This window comes from Pseudoalteromonas sp. R3, assembly GCF_004014715.1.
In the GTDB taxonomy this organism is placed as follows: domain Bacteria; phylum Pseudomonadota; class Gammaproteobacteria; order Enterobacterales; family Alteromonadaceae; genus Pseudoalteromonas.
The window spans coordinates 3,569,381-3,586,760 of record NZ_CP034835.1 but is presented as its reverse complement, the minus strand read 5'-3'; the positions used below and the strand labels follow the sequence as shown (position 1 = coordinate 3,586,760).

General features: G+C 47.8%; 18 protein-coding genes and 1 pseudogene. 8 read left to right on the top strand and 11 right to left on the bottom strand.

What is annotated here, in order from left to right; all coding sequences use genetic code 11:
* Position 1 precedes the first annotated feature (1 nt).
* Positions 2-1,204, bottom strand: coding sequence for an HD-GYP domain-containing protein (locus tag ELR70_RS20880; RefSeq protein ID WP_082353223.1), 1,203 nt, complete (start codon positions 1,202-1,204; stop codon positions 2-4).
* A gap of 207 nt (positions 1,205-1,411) precedes the next feature.
* Between ELR70_RS20880 and ELR70_RS20875 the strand changes: the two genes are divergently transcribed.
* Positions 1,412-2,734, top strand: coding sequence for an amidohydrolase (locus ELR70_RS20875; protein WP_054015910.1), 1,323 nt, complete (start codon positions 1,412-1,414; stop codon positions 2,732-2,734).
* Here the strand turns inward: ELR70_RS20875 and rluA are convergent.
* A pseudogene (gene rluA / locus ELR70_RS20870) lies at positions 2,712-3,364 on the bottom strand (bifunctional tRNA pseudouridine(32) synthase/23S rRNA pseudouridine(746) synthase RluA). The gene ELR70_RS20875 and the pseudogene rluA overlap by 23 nt on opposite strands.
* Before the next feature lie 151 nt (positions 3,365-3,515).
* Here rluA and ELR70_RS20865 point away from each other — a divergent pair.
* Complete coding sequence (locus tag ELR70_RS20865; RefSeq protein WP_054015908.1) at positions 3,516-4,103, top strand: alpha-ketoglutarate-dependent dioxygenase AlkB; 588 nt, start codon at positions 3,516-3,518, stop codon at positions 4,101-4,103.
* Positions 4,104-4,119: 16 nt separating this feature from the next.
* Positions 4,120-4,830, top strand: coding sequence for a nitrilase-related carbon-nitrogen hydrolase (locus ELR70_RS20860; protein ID WP_054015907.1), 711 nt, complete (start codon positions 4,120-4,122; stop codon positions 4,828-4,830).
* A 13-nt stretch (positions 4,831-4,843) separates the two neighbouring features.
* Here the strand turns inward: ELR70_RS20860 and ELR70_RS20855 are convergent, their stop codons facing one another.
* Positions 4,844-5,746 carry a LysR family transcriptional regulator gene (locus ELR70_RS20855; protein WP_054015906.1) on the bottom strand — a complete coding sequence of 301 codons (903 nt, stop codon included), beginning with the start codon at positions 5,744-5,746 and terminating at the stop codon, positions 4,844-4,846.
* A 187-nt stretch (positions 5,747-5,933) separates the two neighbouring features.
* Between ELR70_RS20855 and ELR70_RS20850 the strand changes: the two genes are divergently transcribed.
* From ELR70_RS20850 to ELR70_RS20840, 4 genes are all read left to right on the top strand, one after another.
* Entirely contained in the window at positions 5,934-6,473 is a 540-nt protein-coding gene (locus tag ELR70_RS20850) for a glutathione S-transferase N-terminal domain-containing protein (RefSeq protein WP_241566342.1), read from the top strand.
* Positions 6,474-6,540: 67 nt separating this feature from the next.
* Positions 6,541-6,681, top strand: a complete 141-nt coding sequence (locus ELR70_RS25760) for a nuclear transport factor 2 family protein (RefSeq protein ID WP_277749873.1) — start codon at positions 6,541-6,543, stop codon at positions 6,679-6,681.
* Positions 6,678-6,923 carry a nuclear transport factor 2 family protein gene (locus tag ELR70_RS20845; protein WP_277749872.1) on the top strand — a complete coding sequence of 82 codons (246 nt, stop codon included), beginning with the start codon at positions 6,678-6,680 and terminating at the stop codon, positions 6,921-6,923. The genes ELR70_RS25760 and ELR70_RS20845 overlap by 4 nt, the downstream gene beginning before the upstream one ends.
* A gap of 2 nt (positions 6,924-6,925) precedes the next feature.
* Positions 6,926-7,129 (top strand): 2-hydroxymuconate tautomerase family protein, encoded by a 204-nt coding sequence (locus ELR70_RS20840; protein ID WP_054015903.1) that lies wholly within the window; start codon positions 6,926-6,928, stop codon positions 7,127-7,129.
* Between the two features lie 3 nt (positions 7,130-7,132).
* Here ELR70_RS20840 and ELR70_RS20835 read toward each other — a convergent pair whose 3' ends face one another.
* The 6 genes from ELR70_RS20835 to ELR70_RS20810 form a co-directional block, all read right to left on the bottom strand.
* Positions 7,133-7,519: a helix-turn-helix domain-containing protein gene (locus ELR70_RS20835; RefSeq protein ID WP_054015902.1), complete on the bottom strand. Its 387-nt coding sequence runs from the start codon at positions 7,517-7,519 to the stop codon at positions 7,133-7,135.
* A gap of 729 nt (positions 7,520-8,248) precedes the next feature.
* Positions 8,249-9,949 carry a HEAT repeat domain-containing protein gene (locus tag ELR70_RS20830; protein ID WP_054015900.1) on the bottom strand — a complete coding sequence of 567 codons (1,701 nt, stop codon included), beginning with the start codon at positions 9,947-9,949 and terminating at the stop codon, positions 8,249-8,251.
* On the bottom strand, positions 9,946-11,823 hold the full coding sequence (locus ELR70_RS20825; protein WP_054015899.1) for a hypothetical protein: 1,878 nt from the start codon (positions 11,821-11,823) through the stop codon (positions 9,946-9,948). Before ELR70_RS20825 ends, ELR70_RS20830 begins: the two co-directional genes overlap by 4 nt.
* A gap of 255 nt (positions 11,824-12,078) precedes the next feature.
* Positions 12,079-13,410 (bottom strand): cell envelope integrity protein CreD, encoded by a 1,332-nt coding sequence (gene creD / locus ELR70_RS20820; RefSeq protein WP_054015898.1) that lies wholly within the window; start codon positions 13,408-13,410, stop codon positions 12,079-12,081.
* 77 nt (positions 13,411-13,487) lie between these two features.
* Positions 13,488-14,936, bottom strand: coding sequence for a two-component system sensor histidine kinase CreC (creC, locus tag ELR70_RS20815; RefSeq protein ID WP_082353222.1), 1,449 nt, complete (start codon positions 14,934-14,936; stop codon positions 13,488-13,490).
* The gene (locus ELR70_RS20810) at positions 14,933-15,604 is read right to left on the bottom strand and encodes a response regulator (RefSeq protein ID WP_054015896.1); all 672 of its coding nucleotides are present in this window, start codon (positions 15,602-15,604) and stop codon (positions 14,933-14,935) included. The genes creC and ELR70_RS20810 overlap by 4 nt, the downstream gene beginning before the upstream one ends.
* Before the next feature lie 171 nt (positions 15,605-15,775).
* On the opposite strand from ELR70_RS20810, the gene ELR70_RS20805 reads away from it, so the two are divergent.
* Positions 15,776-16,570, top strand: a complete 795-nt coding sequence (locus tag ELR70_RS20805; RefSeq protein ID WP_054015895.1) for a putative porin — start codon at positions 15,776-15,778, stop codon at positions 16,568-16,570.
* A 47-nt stretch (positions 16,571-16,617) separates the two neighbouring features.
* On the opposite strand, the gene ELR70_RS20800 is transcribed toward ELR70_RS20805, so the two are convergent.
* Both ELR70_RS20800 and ELR70_RS20795 read right to left on the bottom strand, forming a co-directional pair.
* Positions 16,618-16,830 carry a helix-turn-helix transcriptional regulator gene (locus ELR70_RS20800; protein ID WP_054015894.1) on the bottom strand — a complete coding sequence of 71 codons (213 nt, stop codon included), beginning with the start codon at positions 16,828-16,830 and terminating at the stop codon, positions 16,618-16,620.
* Positions 16,831-16,833: 3 nt separating this feature from the next.
* Positions 16,834-17,349, bottom strand: coding sequence for a hypothetical protein (locus tag ELR70_RS20795; RefSeq protein ID WP_054015893.1), 516 nt, complete (start codon positions 17,347-17,349; stop codon positions 16,834-16,836).
* Between the last annotated feature and the right edge of the window lie 31 nt (positions 17,350-17,380).

Here is a 17,380-nt window from a genome sequence, read left to right as displayed (position 1 = left end):
TTCAGGGCATCATGGTGTGGCGGAAAAAGCGGATCAGATCAATGCTGAATTCTTCCGGTTTTATCGCCGCTTCCAGCTCATCGGTCACACGCTTATCGGCCAAATCTATGTCTTTTACTTCGGTATAAAGCATATTTTTGGCGTGATAAAACACTTTTACCACCGGCTTAAGTGGCTCATGGGGGTTACTTGAGGCCACTATGCCAATACGTTCGCTCTTGAGTTTCACCAGAGTGCCCACCGGATACACACCAATACAGTTAATAAAATGGGCCAGCAGGTCGGCGTCATAATGCCCCGGCGTACCCTCTTTTAAAATACGAAAGGCGCGGATCGGGGTTAGTCCAACCTTATAGACGCGTTCGGCCGTCAGGGCATCGTAAACATCAACGATGGCTGCCATGCGAACATACTGAGACAGGTCATCGCCTTGTTTACCAAAGGGGTAGCCACTGCCATCCAGACGCTCATGGTGAAAGCCCGCAATCTCGGTGGCTATCTGGCCCAGTCCGCTTTCGCCTACAATCTCATAACTGTACTTGGCGTGGGCCATCATTTGCTGATATTCGTTATCGGTGAGCTTACCTGGCTTGTTTAGGATTTCGTTTGGCACTTTGATTTTGCCAATATCATGCAACAAGGCACCAGTGGCGAGCTGCTCGATAATGTCGCGTTCGAGACCAAGGTGTTTGGCAAAAATACTCATCAGAATAGAAACATTCAGTGAGTGTTCCAGTAAATAGCTGTCTTTTTCACGGATCCGGGCAATGCAGGCCAGTGCATCCTGATTGCGAAAAATGGAGTCAATAAACCCTGAAGCTGTTTGTTTAAATTCCTCAACCGCGATGGCTTTACCAGCTTTGACATCGGCAAAAGCTTTTTCCTGCAGCCCTTTGGCTTCTTCGTATAACGCGCTTGCATGATCCAGCTCGGCCTCAACGCTGGTACTCCTGTGCCAGGGGTCATGTACAGTGACATTATCCTGATGTGTTTCATTTTGCGGTTCAGACTGAGCTTTGGTCTTGGCTTGCAGGGTTTTGTCCGGATCGATTTCTACTTCGAGCACGCCCGCTTTTTGCAAAGAGCCGATAGCGCCTGCGGTGCGCACCCAGCCCTGGCTTTTAACGCGTACGTGACCGGCCTGCCGGGTGACACTGACCACAAACATACCAGGTTTTAAGTCATTGATAGTAATCGTTTTCACGGCTGCAATTTGATGGTTGTTCAGACTTTAAGCTTAGCAAAGGTTAAGCAGAAAGAAAGGAATAATCGGCGCTGCAAAGCCCTTTATTGCAAGCCTGATACCGCAAAGAGGTTGCAATTAGAAAAATTTCTTCGCAAGCTGAGTACATCAATTCTATTTAATCAAGAAAACAGATATCAATCCTAAAAAATGGTAAGAATAACAACGATGAAAACACTACTATCTGCACTATCTCTGGCACTTGCGAGTCATTGCGCGCTGGCCTATCAATTGGACACCGAAGTCTCCAGGTCAATGCCTGAGCTGGAAGCGCTCTATTTACATTTGCATCAGAACCCTGAACTTTCCTACCAAGAGGAGCAGACCGCTAAGCGACTGGCGTATGAGCTTCAACAACTTGGATTTGATGTAACCGAGCAGGTTGGCGGGCATGGCGTGGTTGGATTGCTGCGCAATGGTGAGGGGCCAACGGTGATGATCCGCGCCGATACAGATGGCTTACCTATTATTGAGCAAACCGGTAAACCTTATGCGTCAAAAGTGCGGGTTAAAGATGCCAACAATAATGAAGTCGGTGTCATGCATGGGTGTGGCCATGATATTCATATGACCAGCTTTATTGGTACCGCTCAGCAGTTGGCGAATAACCGCGATCAGTGGCAGGGTACCCTGATGATGGTCGCTCAACCTGCTGAAGAAGTCGGGGCTGGTGCGAAAGCCATGCTGAAAGAGGGCTTATTCAGTCGCTTTGCTAAGCCCGATCATGTTCTGGGGTTACATGTCAGCGCATCGTTACCGGCAGGTCAGGTTGCCATTGCGCCGGGATATGCATTGGCGAATGTGGACTCAGTTGACATTACAGTGAGAGGCAAGGGAGGGCATGGTGCATATCCTCACACCACAGTTGACCCTGTGGTGCTGGCATCACGCATTGTTCTTGCTGCACAAACCATTACCAGTCGCGAAATTTCGCCGTTAAAACCTTCGGTGATCACAGTGGGCTCAATCCACGGTGGTTCAAAACACAATATCATTTCTAACGAAGTTAAACTTCAGCTGACACTGCGTTCATACGATCCCGCTGTCAGAGAGCAGCAAATTGCCGCACTGGAGCGTATGACCAAGGGCATTGCACACAGTGCGGGCTTGCCGTCTGAACTCGCCCCGATTGTGTATGTTCACGAAGAAGAGAGCATTCCTTCGACCTATAACACACCTGAGCTGGCTGTGCGGGTTGAGAAAAGCATTCGTGCTGAGCTGGGTGACGAACATGTCGTCAAGGCTGAGCCTGTGATGGCCGGTGAAGACTTTGGCTTATATGGCCGCACTGCGGAAAATATCCCGGCAACGATTTTCTGGCTGGGGGGCGTTGAGCCTGAGGCATATCGGCAGGCTCAGTTTTCGGGTGAAGCACTGCCATCACTGCATTCAAGCAAGTTTGCACCTGATTATCCGCTGACTATTAAAACCGGTGTGCGTGCCATGACAGCCAGTGCGTTGGATCTGTTTAAAACGGCACCGGAGCAATAAAGGTCATCATCTGTTCAGACTCAGGGTGAGTGATCTGCAGCATCTCTGCGTGCAACTGAAGCCGGGATGCTGCTGCCAACGCTTCACCTTGAGAGTAAAGACGATCTCCTAATATGGGATGGCCGAGTGACAGCATATGCACGCGTAGCTGATGAGAGCGTCCGGTGATCGGAGTGAGTTTGACGCGAGTTGCCATGGCTTCGTGCGATAATACTTCAAAATGGGTTAAAGAAGGTTTGCCGGTCTCGTGGCAGACCATTTGCTTTGGACGATTTGGCCAGTCGCAGATCAGCGGCAGATCCACAGACCCCAGCTTTTGCTCTACAAGGCCATGCACCCGTGCAATATAACGTTTGGCTGTCAGGCGATCCTGAAATTGAATACTCAAAAAGCGATGTGCTGCTTTATGCATGGCCAGACATAACACGCCGGATGTCGCCATATCCAGACGATGAACTATCTTTGCGTTGGGATATACCAGGTTAACCCGGCTGATCACACTGTCCCAGTGCTTTGGGTCTTTGCCCGGTACGCTCAGTAAGCCACTGGGTTTATTTAACACCAGCATGTGTTCGTCCTGATAAAGAATATCAAGATAAGGATCGGTGGGGGAGCGTAATTGACTAACACAAATAACCTGCAACTGGCATTGACTTCAAGGGCCGACATTTTACCTAGCGTCTGGCGAAAAGGCCAATCACAATACACGTAATGTCCTGTTATTGACACCCGTCAGAAGATAGGGGAAAGTGCAAAACCTAAGCGCGTAAAGGAATCAAGTATGAAGCTACCATTACACTGCGAATACAGCTACGACCCCAATTTTTTAACTCAGGAAGAAAGCCAGGCTTTGTTTCAGTGGCTGACAGACCACTTTGACCTGTCACAACCTGAAACCATAACCATGGGGGATGGCTCAACGGCTGCTATTCGGCCCTGGAAAGTTAATCTGTTAGAGCCTGCACTTGCCCAATCTGGCCAGTTCGGCCTTTTTCACGGCAGGCAACAACCCTGGTTTGCATTAATTGAGCAGATCCACCAGCGCCTGACAGAGCAGACTGGGTTAGTTTTTCCTGTGTGTGTATGCCTGTACTATCCTGACGGAGAAGAGTGGATGGATTTTCACTGTGATTTACCAGCGTTTGGTTCGACCAATGTCATTCCTTCTTTGAGTATAGGTGCAGAGCGTACCTTTCTGATTCGCAACACACAAGACCATCAGGAGGTACACTCGGTTGAGCTGCAAAATGGCTCCTTGTTTGTCATGGGTGAGGGTTTTCAGTCTCGCTACCAGCATGCGGTGCCACGGGCATCTGAAGGGGCTGGCCCCCGTTTTAATCTGACGTTTCGCCAGTTTGACCAGATTTGACAAGTAAGGAACTGTAATGAAAGTGGGCTTTTTTCAATTCGACGTGGCGTTTGCCGAGCCTGAGCAAAACCGCGACGCCATCAAACATGCGCTGATGACGCCTCATGAGTTTGATCTCTTGTTGCTACCTGAGTTATGTACGACGGGAAGTATATTCTTCGACCGCCAGCAAGTGGTTGAACTAGCTGAAGATTTACAGAAGGGGGCATCTTCATTATTGTTGCAAACCCTGGCTCAGGAAAAATCGGCCTGTATTGTTGCCGGACTCGCTGAGTGCCATGAGGAGCAGCTCTATAACAGTACATTGCTCACAGGTCCTGAAGGGGTGCTAGGTATCCACCGCAAAGTACACCTCGCGTCAACGGATCAGCTACGCTTTGTGCCTGGTCAAGACTTCTGCGTGTATGAAGTTCAGGGGGTCAAAATTGGCGTTCTGTTATGTTACGACATTTGGTTTGAAGATGGTCTGCAGGCGCTTAAACAGCAGGGCGTGCAGATCATACTTAATCCGTCGAACTTCTGTGGGGAGGATAGTCTGGAAGTGATCAAAAAGGCGGCCAAAGACTATGGTGTCTATGTGGTAGCCGCTAATCGTTTGGGTATGGATCACGACTGTAATACGGGCGTTCGTTTCATTGGCAATAGCCTGATTGTAGACCCACAAGGCACTGTGCTGGCGCAGGGCGACGAATCTCAGCAATTGCGGGTGATTGAAATAGCGCTTTGAACAGGCCCATAGGTCAGCAGTGTGTCTGGTCAGTATGCGGATAATGACGTGTAAACCAGTGCTGTAAAAACTGAATACATTGCAACACGCTGGCCGGAACGTGATGGCGGGCAGGATAGAGTGCCAGCAGGGTGAGTTGTGGTTTCTTACTGTCTGGCAGAATACTGACTACCTCTTTGCTTGCAATTGCATGTCGGCAGGCAAATTCAGGTAAGATTCCAATACCCAGACCTGCTTTAATGGACTCCAGCATAAAAAGGACGTTGTTCACTTTTAATGTGCCCGAAATCTTCACTCCTTCATCCAGAGGCCAGACATTTTTTCCTTTGAAGTAGCGGTATTCAAAGCAATTGTGCAGAGTTAAATCCCGAGGGTGCTCAATGGCTGGGTGTGTTGCCAGGTATCCCGGGCTGGCGCAAATATGATAATCAAAACGGGTTATTTCACGGCCGATATAATTGCTGTCGAGGGTGCGGCTGGTGGCACGCAGACCAAGATCAAAACCTTGTTCAACCAGGTCTATATCTTCATCACCAAGATGAATGTCGAGTTCTATATTCGGGTAAGCCTGCATAAAGTCCGCAAACACTTTCCCCAAATCTGTGATCCCCAGCACCATAGGTAAATTCACTTTTAACTTGCCTTTGGGCGCCTGTTGCGTTGACAGAACAAAGGAGTCCGCTTCTTCCAGTTTACTGAGAATGTCTCTGGCACGTTGCAAATATCCTTCTCCGACTTGGGTCAGCTGGAGGTGGCGGGTGGTTCGATGTAGCAAGCGTGCACCAAGTTGATCCTCAAGGCGGCTAATCTCTTTGCTGATCATCGATTTTGATGTGTTGAACTGCTCTGCAACCCGGGTAAAGCTGCCAACCTCCGCCAGTTTCACAAAGAGCTCAATGGCACGTAACTTGTTCATTTAAATAACCCCTATCAGCAGTGGAGCATATCGGTTCAAGGATATACTGTTTCTTGTGTGTGAACACTTGGTTTCTTTTGTAGTTATATATCAAACAATGCGCAAGTCATAGACTAACAGGGTTGAAAATATTCATAGGTGAAGAACGCTGAATTCGCCTGCAAAACACAACAGAAGGACTATGACTATGTACACCCTATACTATATTCAGGAAGCCTGCTCACTCGCCGTAAATACAGTACTACGTGAGCTTAGGCAGGATGTGACGCTTATCCGTGCCGATAGCCTGAGTGATTTTTCCGCCGTGAACTCAGCACTACAGGTACCGGTACTGATAGATGGAGATGAAAAGCTGGTTGAAGGGGCTGCGATTATGCTGCACCTCACTAACAAGCACCCGAGCCGATTATTTCCTGCAGAGCAGGGGCCTGCCCGTCGCCGTGCAGTTGAGCAATTAATGTTTGCTAATGCCACCATGCATCCTGCCTATTCCAAATTGTTTTTTGTTGCACAGGCTGCTGAGGATGGCTCAGTGCGTCAGCAGCTGTTTGAGGTGGCCACAAAGGCGATCAATCAGTTATGGGGGCAGGTTGAATCTCAGTTGCAATCTCAGCCATTCCTGGGGGGACAGCATGCTTGTGTCGCTGATATTTTGCTGGCTGTTTACTCGCGCTGGGGAGGCGCCTTTCCTGTCGAGATTACAATACCCCTCGCACTGCAAGCATGATTGAAGCGGTAACTTGCATGCCTGGTTTTGTTGCGGCCTTACAGGCTGAACAGGCGCAGGGGGCATAATGGATCACGTCGAAATGAAAAGGGAGCTGAGCGAGATCCGGGCCATGGTGCAATGTTACTTTACAGGGCTGCATGAGGGCGATAGTGAGACATTACGGAACTTGTTCCACCCGACTGCTGGCTCAAAGCGCCGGGTTTGAGGCGCACCCGGGATGAATGGCTGCAACTGGTCAGCGACCGTACTTCACCGGCAGAAAACGGCGATGAATTTGCCTATCAGATACTGGCGATAGACTGGCTTGGGCAGCAGGCCATGGTCAAGGTGTTATGCCCTCTGTTTGAACATAATTATGTCGACTTTCTGGGCCTGCTTAAAGAGCAGGGGCAGTGGCGGATAGTCAACAAAATGTATGCAAATTTACCACACACAGATCAGGAGTAACTATGCCTTATATTCATATTCAAGTCACCGATGAGGGTGTGACAAACGCGCAGAAGCAGTCACTGATCAAAGGTGCTACCCAGCTGATGGTAGAAGTCTTAGGTAAAAGTCCACAGACTACGTTTGTGGTTATAGACGAAATCCCTACTGACAATTGGGGTATTGGCTTTGAGCAGGTTACAGCAGTCAGGCAGCGACAATTATAACAATTACTGCTTATTGGCCTCGTCATACCGAGTACGGGCCGAGGCTATTTCATCAAAATGATCATCGGCCCAGGACACCAGTTGCCAGGCCGATTTAGCGAGTCCTCGCCCCAGCTCTGTGAGTTCATATTCGACCTTAACGGGGACCTCAGCATAAACAGTGCGTTTGACATAGCCATCGCGCTCCATATCACGTAAGGTTTGCGTCAGCATGCGCTGCGAAATTCCCTGAATCCTTGATTTTAAAGCGTTAAAACGGTCTGGGCCATCGACCAGTGCAAACAGAATCAAAATCGACCATTTGTCACCTATCTGTGCTACGACATTACGGATCGGGCAGCGCTCGTTTTGTTCAAAGACCCTGCGGGCCTGGGTTTTAGTGTCGCTCACAATACTAATTCCTGAAGTTGGGTTAAGTATTAAACAGGCTACTTTGTTAAAATATGCCATGCTACTTTCAGTTGATAACCTTAGTATACATAAGTAACTTGTTGGGTTGAAGGTCTAAACTGAGTGTCCAAGCCTGTATTTGTGGAAGTTTTCTTTGCGAGCGGACCGTTTTTCTGTAATGGGAAAAAATAGTCAAACTCTTTGTGTTAATATGGCGCGTTTGCTGTGTAGCGTGACTGCCCGAATAGGAGCAATTTAGTCAGGCTCTGCGTTCATTAACAAACCTCTATTTATTTATAAGATGTGGCTATATTAAAAGGTGTTTTCAATGAGTCATTTAAATGTTCTTTCAAAGCTTGCAGTTGCAGCGTTGTTTACGTTTTCCCGTATAGTTTTTCTAAGGTTGAATTTACCTCTGAAAGTGAAGTCACCCGCTTAATATCCTATGCACAATTTGGCAAAGGCGACGTATTCATCTCTCTCAAGAAGAATGGAGCAAATTGCTCGTCTGGGTATTTTGTCAACAGAGACAGCGTAGGGTTTGAATCTCTTTATAGCATGCTGCTTGCGGCGTATCATGCCAGAACACCAGTGATTTTAGGAGGCTATGATGATAAGCAATGGAGCGGTTCTACGGACCCCGTTTGCGAGCTTTACTCTGTGGAGCACAAGAAGTCGTAGTCTGGTTTAGTCACAAGCGAGCTATTTTCCACAATAGAAGAAAAGGCGCTATTGCGCCTTTTCTTCTTTGCTGTGTAGCAGTTTTATGATGGCCTTAAAGTTTCGCCGGGAGGTTTCACTTTGTAATGCCTGGCGTAGTATGGGCTTAATCCCGTCTTTTTGCTGCTGGGTGGCTAAGGCCTTGATCGCGGCCAGTCGGATAGCATCGTCCTGGTCATTCACTGCCATATTCAGCACGGTATCGCTGGTCCTGGCACTCATCTGATAATTCCCTAATGCACTGAGCAGGGCTTTTTTATTGCGCTCTGGCGATTTAAAAAAGTGTTGCTCCAGATGCTGGTAGGCCGTGTCGGTTTGCATCATACCCAATGCGCGGATAGATGCTTTCTCAATACGGGCACTGGTATCGGATAAATGGGAAGTAAGCGTTGCCTCGTGCTGTGGGTCGCGGCTGTTCCCCAGTGCAGTTAGCAGTCCAGCGGTTTTAACTTCACTTTCACCGAGTGTAATTTGCTCTGTAATCGCTTGACTCAACTGTGTCGCGGTATCAGATGCGCTACGGTTGTTGAGCAAGATCCCCAGCGTCATGTAGAAACTGGACTCGACCTCCGGGTCTAGTGTACTAAAACCATTGGCCAGCATCTCCAGCAACATGTTGGTCGCTTGCTGCGACAACGGTGCGCTGCCCTGAGTCAGTGCACGCAGCGCACGAAACTGAGTTAGGGGCTGCTTTTCAGCCAGTAATAATTGGCTAAGTAGTTGCTGGCTGGCACCTGAGTCGAGTTGCCCCAGTGCGTTGAACAGGCGCATCTGTGCTTTATCGTTTAATTCGCCCGAGAGTATGAGCGGTGTCAGTGCACCAATCACAGCATCGTATTTTTGCAGCAAAATAGACAGGGTGTGGGCGTCTATCTTGGTAATATCTTGTGTGGTTATGAATTGCTTTAGCTCAGCCGCCAGTCGCGCTTTCTCAGCTTCACTGAGTTCTGCCTCAGTTGTCTGCCACGCGCTCAGATTGTTATCTAGTTCGTACAATTTGCTCTTGAAAGGCTGAGGGGCTAGTGTCAGCGTATAGCTTTGTTGTGAACCAAAGCGCAAGTCTGTGCCTGTCAGAGCCAGGGCTTCCTGACCTTCTCTGTGTTTAATAAAGCAAGTTGAGGGCGTAATCAGGTGTACAGAGTCGAGCACCTCAATGCGATTAAAGGTTGCAAGTTGAGTAGGGTCGAAGTCGCTGTAGTGTTGTTTGACCATTTTTAACTGCTCACCGGCATGTTGATATGCTGGTTGGTAGTGCCCCAAAGTGTCAGGCTCTTTGCTTACCTGACTTATATCGTTTTGATATTGCAGATAATAAGCCAGCCCTTTAAGTTTATCCTGGGTTTGTTGATCCAGTTTGGTCGCAAAGTAAAAATCACTGATGAGGCCATTTTCCGCCACTTTAAAAGCAAATGCATGCTCATAGCTGGGCAATGGCATGCGCTCTTGCCCCACGGCAGCGGCGACTTGATCCGCCTTAATGGCCCACCAGTTTTCTTCTTTGTCTTTTTTTGCTGGCTTCAGAGATAGGAGTCCCTGTAAATGTACCTCAGAAGTTTGTGGCGCACTTTGCAGTTTTATGTAGTCGAAGGAAGTTTGGGTCTTGATATCAAACGTGTATTGCGGCTGGCACTGAGTGCCAGCCATCACCTGAAAGCCTGTCAGCGCCGCCCAGGGCGCTGCAAGCAGAGTCAATCGACACAGATTGATCATAGTTCGATTTCGTCCTCTTTGGAGTACAAAGTCCAGGACTTGTTGAAGACACTGGGTGTCTGATACAGCCACAGGTCGTAACGGTGTGTTTTCTTACCACAAGGGTAAGGGATCCCCCATTTCTTACACCACTTGACCCCAATGGTTTCGGCGTATAAACCAAATTTACCTGAGATCACATCCAGGTCGTTTTTCAGTTCAATACCGTAATAAATGTGCGGTGCTTTGTTACCATTTGAGACCAGAGCAAAGCCTGCATTGGACTCCATGGCAAAAGTGTTGTCGATTAAGGTCAAAATCGCCTGGATACCGGCTGAGACCAGGCCCAGGTTCACACCGCCACGGCCGAAGGCGCCAAAGTCGACATGGAAGAGATCGCCTTCTGCATAGAGCTCTGCGTTATAGCCTACGGTAAGCGCGAAGCCCAGATTACCAGTGACACCGGCTTCGACACTCATAGGAACAGGACCTATAGTAAAGCGAGCCTGAGCCAGCACTTTTTCCTCTTCCCAGGATTTTTCCCAAGATTTTTCGTATTTCGTTGTGTACTTCTCATCTTCAAATGCAACATTGTTAAAGATGATCATTTCCGATGCATAGCCGGTGTTTTGCCCACTGATATAGGCGCTGCCGTCGTAAGAAATACTAAACAACGTATTTTGTGCATTAAAGAAGTAGGCTTCAACCACACCTTCACCGGCAATACGCCCGCCGGGATCGCCCGTTGGTACAATAAATAATTGGCCACTTAAATCCACGCCAACGCTGAATTTAGACTTGTTGCCGTAAGATTTATCAAACTCTTTTTCTAGCTTGATGTTCGCAAGGCCAACTGAGTATTGTGCATCACGTTTAGCCAGGCTTTGTTCAGCATCAGTGCTTTCGCCGGTAAAGAAATAGAATGGCAGCTGCGTTTCGATCACGTTGTTGTCCGTGATGGTTTCAGCACTTTGGGCCAGATCGGTTAAGGTGAAACGTACCTGTAATGACTGCTCCTGCGTCGCATCGTACCCCTGATAAATCTGGGTGAGCAGGGCATCATCCAACGCGATGTCAAAGCCAATGTGTTCATCATGCAAACCCGCCGTGAAGCTGTGAGTGAGCTGTGCTTCGTATGCTTTGGTTTCTGCATTCCAGAAATGCGTGGTCTGCCAGTTACCATTAACCAGAACTTCTGCAGTAATAGCGGTATTGCCGAGATTGGCACCTTCGTAGTCCGCTACCAGATAGCCGACCAGGTCAGAATGATGCTCACTGGTACCGTCATTGGTGTTGGGCACGTCCAGGATCAGAGCTTCCTGACCAAACGTTGCGCTTACGAGTTTGTAGTCGTGGCTCTCTAAGACACGCACATGTATATCTGCAAACGGGAAGTCTCCATCTGCAAATGGTTCATGATCTACCGATGGGTGGTTGTCCTCTTCGATGTCTTCAGCATGGTCATCATGAGGGTCTATTTGTGCTATCAGGTGATAGTGACCACCCAATAGTGTGTCTGGAATGGTAATTTCGGTTTCAAAGTTGTGGCTGCCCTCAGAGACCTGAGTTAACTCCAATGCGCCAACCTTATGCACTTCTTCAATTTCGGCTTCTTCACCATCAGAGGTGTCCAGCTCAGCGGCATGCACCAGGTAAAAGTGTACGTCGACGTCAATATCCTTAAAGCCGGTGATATCAACATCGTAGTAAACCTTCACTGATGTATTCGGTTCCAGCGTTTCAAGCGGACCAGTGGAGACTTTAGTAATGGCAATATTGCTCTTGGTTGGCTCGGTTTGCACAATGATTGGTAGCTTATCGTCACCGCCAAGCTCACACCCAGATAATGTGGTGAGCATCGCAGCGGCTAAAAAGGCACGTGTAAAATGGCGCATTGAATTTCCTAATTTGTTCTTACCCAGTATGTAGTATATCGCAAAAATATGGAGGAATAATGAGTTTGGACTGGATTAAGCTACATACGTCACCTTGAAGTACTACTCAGCACGATGTTGAATGGGCAGCATACTGAGGGAAAGTTTGTACTGCTATTTTCAATGATCGATGGGTGTTGTTGTGCTCCCTCAGGTAGGAGGTGAACCGGTCTGGCACCCGACTAGACAGTTCGGGTGCCAGGAAGTGAGTATACGCTATTCAGTTGATGTCTCTGGGTTATGGCTGGCTGGCACGTTTGCTGCGCCGTACCAGTTCACACGTCGGGTTGCGAGCATCACAACTGCGAGTACAAAAAAGCACACCAGGCTGCCCATTAGCAAAGCATAGTGCTCAGCACTCAGCATGGCGTAGAGCATGGAATATAAGACGCTGAGTCCGGAAAAATAACTGATACTCAATCGTGCACTTTGCAGGATCCCCCAGATATAGCTAACTAGCAATGCAATCGCGGCCAGTGCAGATATGGTATAGGCCAAGGCAAACCCAATGTGTTCGCTCAGAGAAATCAGCAACAAGTAAAAAACAGCCAAAGACAAGCCGACAAAGCCATATTGTACCGGGTGAATGGCTTTGGATTTACTCAGTTCCAGCAAAAAAAAGCTCGACATCACCAGAATAATCACCAGTAGGGCATAGTTGGTGGCACGATGACTTTTAAGGTAATGATCTACCGGGTCAACCAGACGCACGCCCATATTACGTGCTTCTAGTGCTTCACAATGTTTGGTGAAAATACAGCGTGAGAACAGTTCTTTGATGTTGGTGGCAAAGTAGCTGGTTTCCCAGCTGGCACTAAAATGAGTGTCACTGATATCAGAGCGAACGGGCAAATAATCCCCCTGAAAACTGGGGTGTGGCCAATTGGCTTCTAACGAGACCTGAGTGTGTACACCTAAGGGGGCAACAGCCAAAGAGCTCATGCCTTGCAAGTGGAGTTGAATGTCGAATGTCATGGCTGTCTGCTCCAGTGCTGTCAGAGTCAGTGGAATATGTACCCCCTCGTCAATTGAGTTAAGTGTAGTACCCGGAATAAGTGTGTGTGTCCGCCCGTTTATTGAGACCTGCGTGTTTTGGCCAATCCCTCGGATATCACTGATCCCCATTACCATGCTCAGGCGGGTCAGCGGCAGCTGAGTTAAATCATGCAACTGTTGCTTATCAAAATGACCTGTCAGCTTCAGATCTGCGCGATATAGCTGTGCTTTGTAGATGCTGCGGTATTTTTCAAAGGTATCTAGCGTGCCCGATACCGTCAGCTGTTCAGGAAGTATGACATGGCGATGCTTTTGCGGTGTTTGCACGCCGTCGATTATTTTGAATACTTCGTATTCTGCGTATAGAAACGGTGCAATCAAAGATTGGGTGCCACTGGTGCTTCGGGCTATTTCTTGTTGTACGTTGCGTTGAGTGGAGGAACGCTCGTCGATTAAATCAGTGATCATGGCTATGGGGATCATGAGCAATACAATGATCGCAGCGATGATGGCTAATTTAATTCCGGTTTTTTCTGTAATTTGTTGTGTCATAAGTGCCTCGGTTATGCCTGGTTTGGATACAGGCTAACCGAGCCGATTGGTGTTTAAATGGCGCTTATGTGGTGATTCTATGGTGTTTTTATGGTGAGTGAGGCCATGACTCCTTGCTCATGATTACTGATAGCCAGTTTACCCTGATGTAGCTTGGCAACTCTTTCTACAAAATTGAGACCCAACCCGGTACTTTTTACCCCGTTCGCCCGAGCCAGGGAGTAAAATCGTTCGCATAATCTGGGCAGGGCATAATCCGGAATCGCCGGGCCTGTGTTATAAACGCTAAATGTGCAGCTGTTACTGGTGTGTGCGACAGACAGACGGATCTCTCCCCGTGGTGTGACGAAATCCAGTGCATTTTCAAGCAAGTTGAGCAAGGCTTGCTGTAACAGGAAGGGATCGCCATTGATGCTTGTTATTTGACTGCATGAGGTGCTGAAGGTGGCTGATTTTTGCATTAATCGGTTTGTAAGTATTTGCTCACATTTATCCAGCAAGGGCGCAATCGGCACCGATTGGCGGGTATTCAGGGCGGGCAGTTGCTCCAGTCGGGCCAGCTCGAGTAACTTATCAATCAGTTGCTGCATTCGGTGCGTTTCTCGCTCAATATTGCTTGCAAACTGGTGACGCTTGTCCTCACTCAAAGGCATCTGTAGTAATTCACTGGCGCCTTTGATCCCGGAAAGTGGGCTTTTAAGTTCGTGGGTGAGTGTTTCTATATACTGCTCGATATACACTTTGCCGTCGAGTTGGTTTCGCATTTGCTCTAAGGCATCACTCAGTTGACGATATTCGTAGAAGATCCGAAATTGAGGTTTATCTGCCTGTTCACCATGGCCCATTTTTCTGGCGTATTGTGCAAGCTTTGTGACCGCGGAATTGACGCGCCAGGCAATCAAGGCGCCTATTAGCAGGGCCAGTAAACTCAACAAACCGAGCCACTTTAAGATCCGCTGCTGGCTGTGCTCAATAAATGGCTGAACAGAGCGATTTGCCTTGGCAACGGTTAGGCTGCCGATGATCTTATCTTGATATATGACCGGCGCAGCAACATGCATGACGGTTGATAAAGGATCTTCTGGGTCGGTGGCACTTGAGCGCGCACCGTATTCACCGCGCAATGTCAGATAGACGTCATTCCACCGAGAAAAGTCACTGCCAACGTCTTTTTGCCAGGAGTCGGCAACCACAATGCCATTGTGATCAGTGAGATAAATACGGTGTGACATGTTGGTTTTTTCTATTCCCCAGATTGCAGCATCCACTTCACGCTGCCCATATACCCGCATTAATTCCACCAGCCTGCTATTGTCAGCGCTCCCCCGGGCCAAATCTTCTGCCACAACAACTGATAATAAATTAGCCATATCCACAAGGGTTTCTTCTGTGGCTTGTCGAATGGTTGGTTTAATTTCACGCAACATAGTGTTACTGACCACATAGGTCGTCAGTAGTACCATGATGAAGTATAGAGAGAAAAACCTTAGCCCCAGAGGGATGCGTGGCCAGTGTAGAGACTTCACATGAAACCCTCGAAGTAATAACCAAATCCGCGTTTAGTTTTTAACGCTTCAGAGCAGCCTAATTGTTTCATTTTTATTCGTATTGCTTTGATATGGCTATCAATATTTCGCTCATAACCACAATCAGCCGGGGCTTGAGTGGCATCCAATAGCTGTGCTCGGCTTAGCACATTTGGTGAGTGTGTGATCAAGGCATGAACTACTTTAAATTCCAGTGCAGTCAATCCCAGCGCCATTCCTTGATAGTAATAATCAAAGTTTTTAGCCTCCCATTTCTTTACCGATTGAACGGGTGTAGCCGTGGCAGCAGGCTGGAGTTTTCTTAATCTGAGCTTCACCCGTGCGAGCATTTCTCTTGGACTAAAAGGTTTAGTGACATAATCATCTGCACCAATCTCAAGACCTACCACGCGGTCGATTTCATCACCCCGTGCGGTTAAAAAGATAATGGGCACCGCAGAAAACTGGCGCAGTTGTTTACATAAGTCAAAACCATTGCCATCGGGCAAGCCAACATCCAGGATCACTAAGTCAGCAGTTTGTTGTTGTAAGTGCGCCAGCCCGGCACCTGCGGTGGTAAACCAATGTACGTCAAACCCGTCCATCTCCAGAATATGCACCAGCGTATCGGCAATTGCAGGTTCGTCTTCAATTATCACTATGCTCATATGTTGTCGTTATCTGTTTGTGCAAAGAGTCATCTAACATATTACCCGTAAAGCAAAAAACGGTAAAACATTGAAAAAGTCATTGCGCGTTCAGTTAAGCCTCTATACTATGCGCGGCGCTCACTAAGTGGTGAGCTTTACCGCTTTACTATATGGAAATAAAGGGTTTTTATGAAAAAGCTACTCACACTTGCGGCACTCGCCGTTATTACCGCCACATCCGCTCATGCCACACAGACCAAACAATGGTTTAACAGTGCAACCTATACTGATCAGGATCGTACCTTTGATAACGATGCGTTGATGCTAAGCAGCCGTTATTTCTTTGCTCCGCAGCACAATTCTGGTGTGTGGGATGATTATGGTTACCTGGATACTGACAGCAATGTGGGCCTGAGTTACTACAACGATGAGTATATGAACCGCTTTTCTTTTGCCGGTGAGGGATACTTTAGCAAAGAAGTGTTCGTGGTTGGTCGAATCAGTGACCTGGGTGAAGCTGACGATCATTACACCTATGGGATTGGGTATCTGTACAACGATAAGCTAAAGCTGAGTGTTCGCCGTACTGAATCTGACTTAGGCGCCGACAGCACCTGGCTAAAAGCCGAGTACAATCATCAGATCAATGACACTGATTATCTGGGTGTGACAATCGACACAGATGATGAGACGGATAATTACACCGTATCTGGCCGCTACTTTATGCATCTGGATGCAGAGCGTTATATCAGCGTGGATGTATCTCACCATGAGGTCGATTTAGGTTACACAGATGTCTCGTACAATAATGCCCTGGTAAATTACTATTTTAACCGCAACATTGCGGTAGGCGTTGGCTCCTATGACTCTGATTTGGCGTTGCAGGGTAAGTACTTCTTCAACGACAGCTACTATCTGACAGCCGAATACATTGACCGTGATGCCGGAGATGAAACCAGCTTAAAGTTTGTGGCTCAGTTTTAATTGATTCATGAAGCTGGGGCTGCAGTGCATTCTGCAGCCCTAGGTTATTACTTCCCATCTGGTTTAAATGCCAGTAGATCACCAGGCTGACAGTCTAAATAATGACAGATCTGTGCCAGTGTCTCGAAGCGCACACCTTTGACTTTACCGCGTTTGAGTAAGGATAGATTCGCTTCGGTGATCCCTATGGCTTTAGCCAGCTCCTTTGATGACACTTTGCGCATTGCCATCACCACATCTAAGTTGACAACAATTTCCATGGCTTAAACAAACTCCTTGTTTTCGTCTTCTATTTCTTTTGCCGCTTTAAGCAGGTAAGCCACCACGGCAAATAGTCCGAGCGTCATCAGTTCACCAAAAGGGATTTTTAACACCACCTGATTGGAGTGGTAGAGCGAGTGATACCAGTAATCCAGCGAGAAAGTCAGGCCTGATGAATACAGTTCCAGTGCGATTTTTGTCCAGATAAAGCCCAGGTAGCAAGTGTAACAACTGTTGTGAAAGAACAGCCCCTTGCTAAATAGTTTCATCAGCCGAATGATCCAGTACACACTCAATAGCATACCTGCCAGCAGCGGGACAGAAAGAGCAAATAAAACGCCGTTACCTACTTGCTCACTTTGCCACAGTAAGTCGAATGACTCGCTGTCTAAATAACGCACTTGCCCGTTGACGATAAGCTGATAAGCCAAAAATGAAATTACGATGCCACTGATACCCAGCACAGCAGCGCGAAAGGTACCGCACCAGCGCTGAATTTTGTCTGTTGATTTGACCATAAAGATCCCTTCTTTCTACGTTGCTCTTGAT

Bases quoted from the DNA above. Each gene is read 5' to 3' on its own strand.
- ELR70_RS20875 (WP_054015910.1), top strand. From the start codon at position 1,412: ATGAAAACACTACTATCTGCACTATCTCTGGCACTTGCGAGTCATTGC.
- ELR70_RS20865 (WP_054015908.1), top strand. From the start codon at position 3,516: ATGAAGCTACCATTACACTGCGAATACAGCTACGACCCCAATTTTTTA.
- ELR70_RS20860 (WP_054015907.1), top strand. From the start codon at position 4,120: ATGAAAGTGGGCTTTTTTCAATTCGACGTGGCGTTTGCCGAGCCTGAG.
- ELR70_RS20855 (WP_054015906.1), bottom strand. From the start codon at position 5,746: ATGAACAAGTTACGTGCCATTGAGCTCTTTGTGAAACTGGCGGAGGTT.
- ELR70_RS20850 (WP_241566342.1), top strand. From the start codon at position 5,934: ATGTACACCCTATACTATATTCAGGAAGCCTGCTCACTCGCCGTAAAT.
- ELR70_RS25760 (WP_277749873.1), top strand. From the start codon at position 6,541: ATGGATCACGTCGAAATGAAAAGGGAGCTGAGCGAGATCCGGGCCATG.
- ELR70_RS20840 (WP_054015903.1), top strand. From the start codon at position 6,926: ATGCCTTATATTCATATTCAAGTCACCGATGAGGGTGTGACAAACGCG.
- ELR70_RS20830 (WP_054015900.1), bottom strand. From the start codon at position 9,949: ATGATCAATCTGTGTCGATTGACTCTGCTTGCAGCGCCCTGGGCGGCG.
- ELR70_RS20825 (WP_054015899.1), bottom strand. From the start codon at position 11,823: ATGCGCCATTTTACACGTGCCTTTTTAGCCGCTGCGATGCTCACCACA.
- creD (WP_054015898.1), bottom strand. From the start codon at position 13,410: ATGACACAACAAATTACAGAAAAAACCGGAATTAAATTAGCCATCATC.
- ELR70_RS20810 (WP_054015896.1), bottom strand. From the start codon at position 15,604: ATGAGCATAGTGATAATTGAAGACGAACCTGCAATTGCCGATACGCTG.
- ELR70_RS20805 (WP_054015895.1), top strand. From the start codon at position 15,776: ATGAAAAAGCTACTCACACTTGCGGCACTCGCCGTTATTACCGCCACA.
- ELR70_RS20800 (WP_054015894.1), bottom strand. From the start codon at position 16,830: ATGGAAATTGTTGTCAACTTAGATGTGGTGATGGCAATGCGCAAAGTG.
- ELR70_RS20795 (WP_054015893.1), bottom strand. From the start codon at position 17,349: ATGGTCAAATCAACAGACAAAATTCAGCGCTGGTGCGGTACCTTTCGC.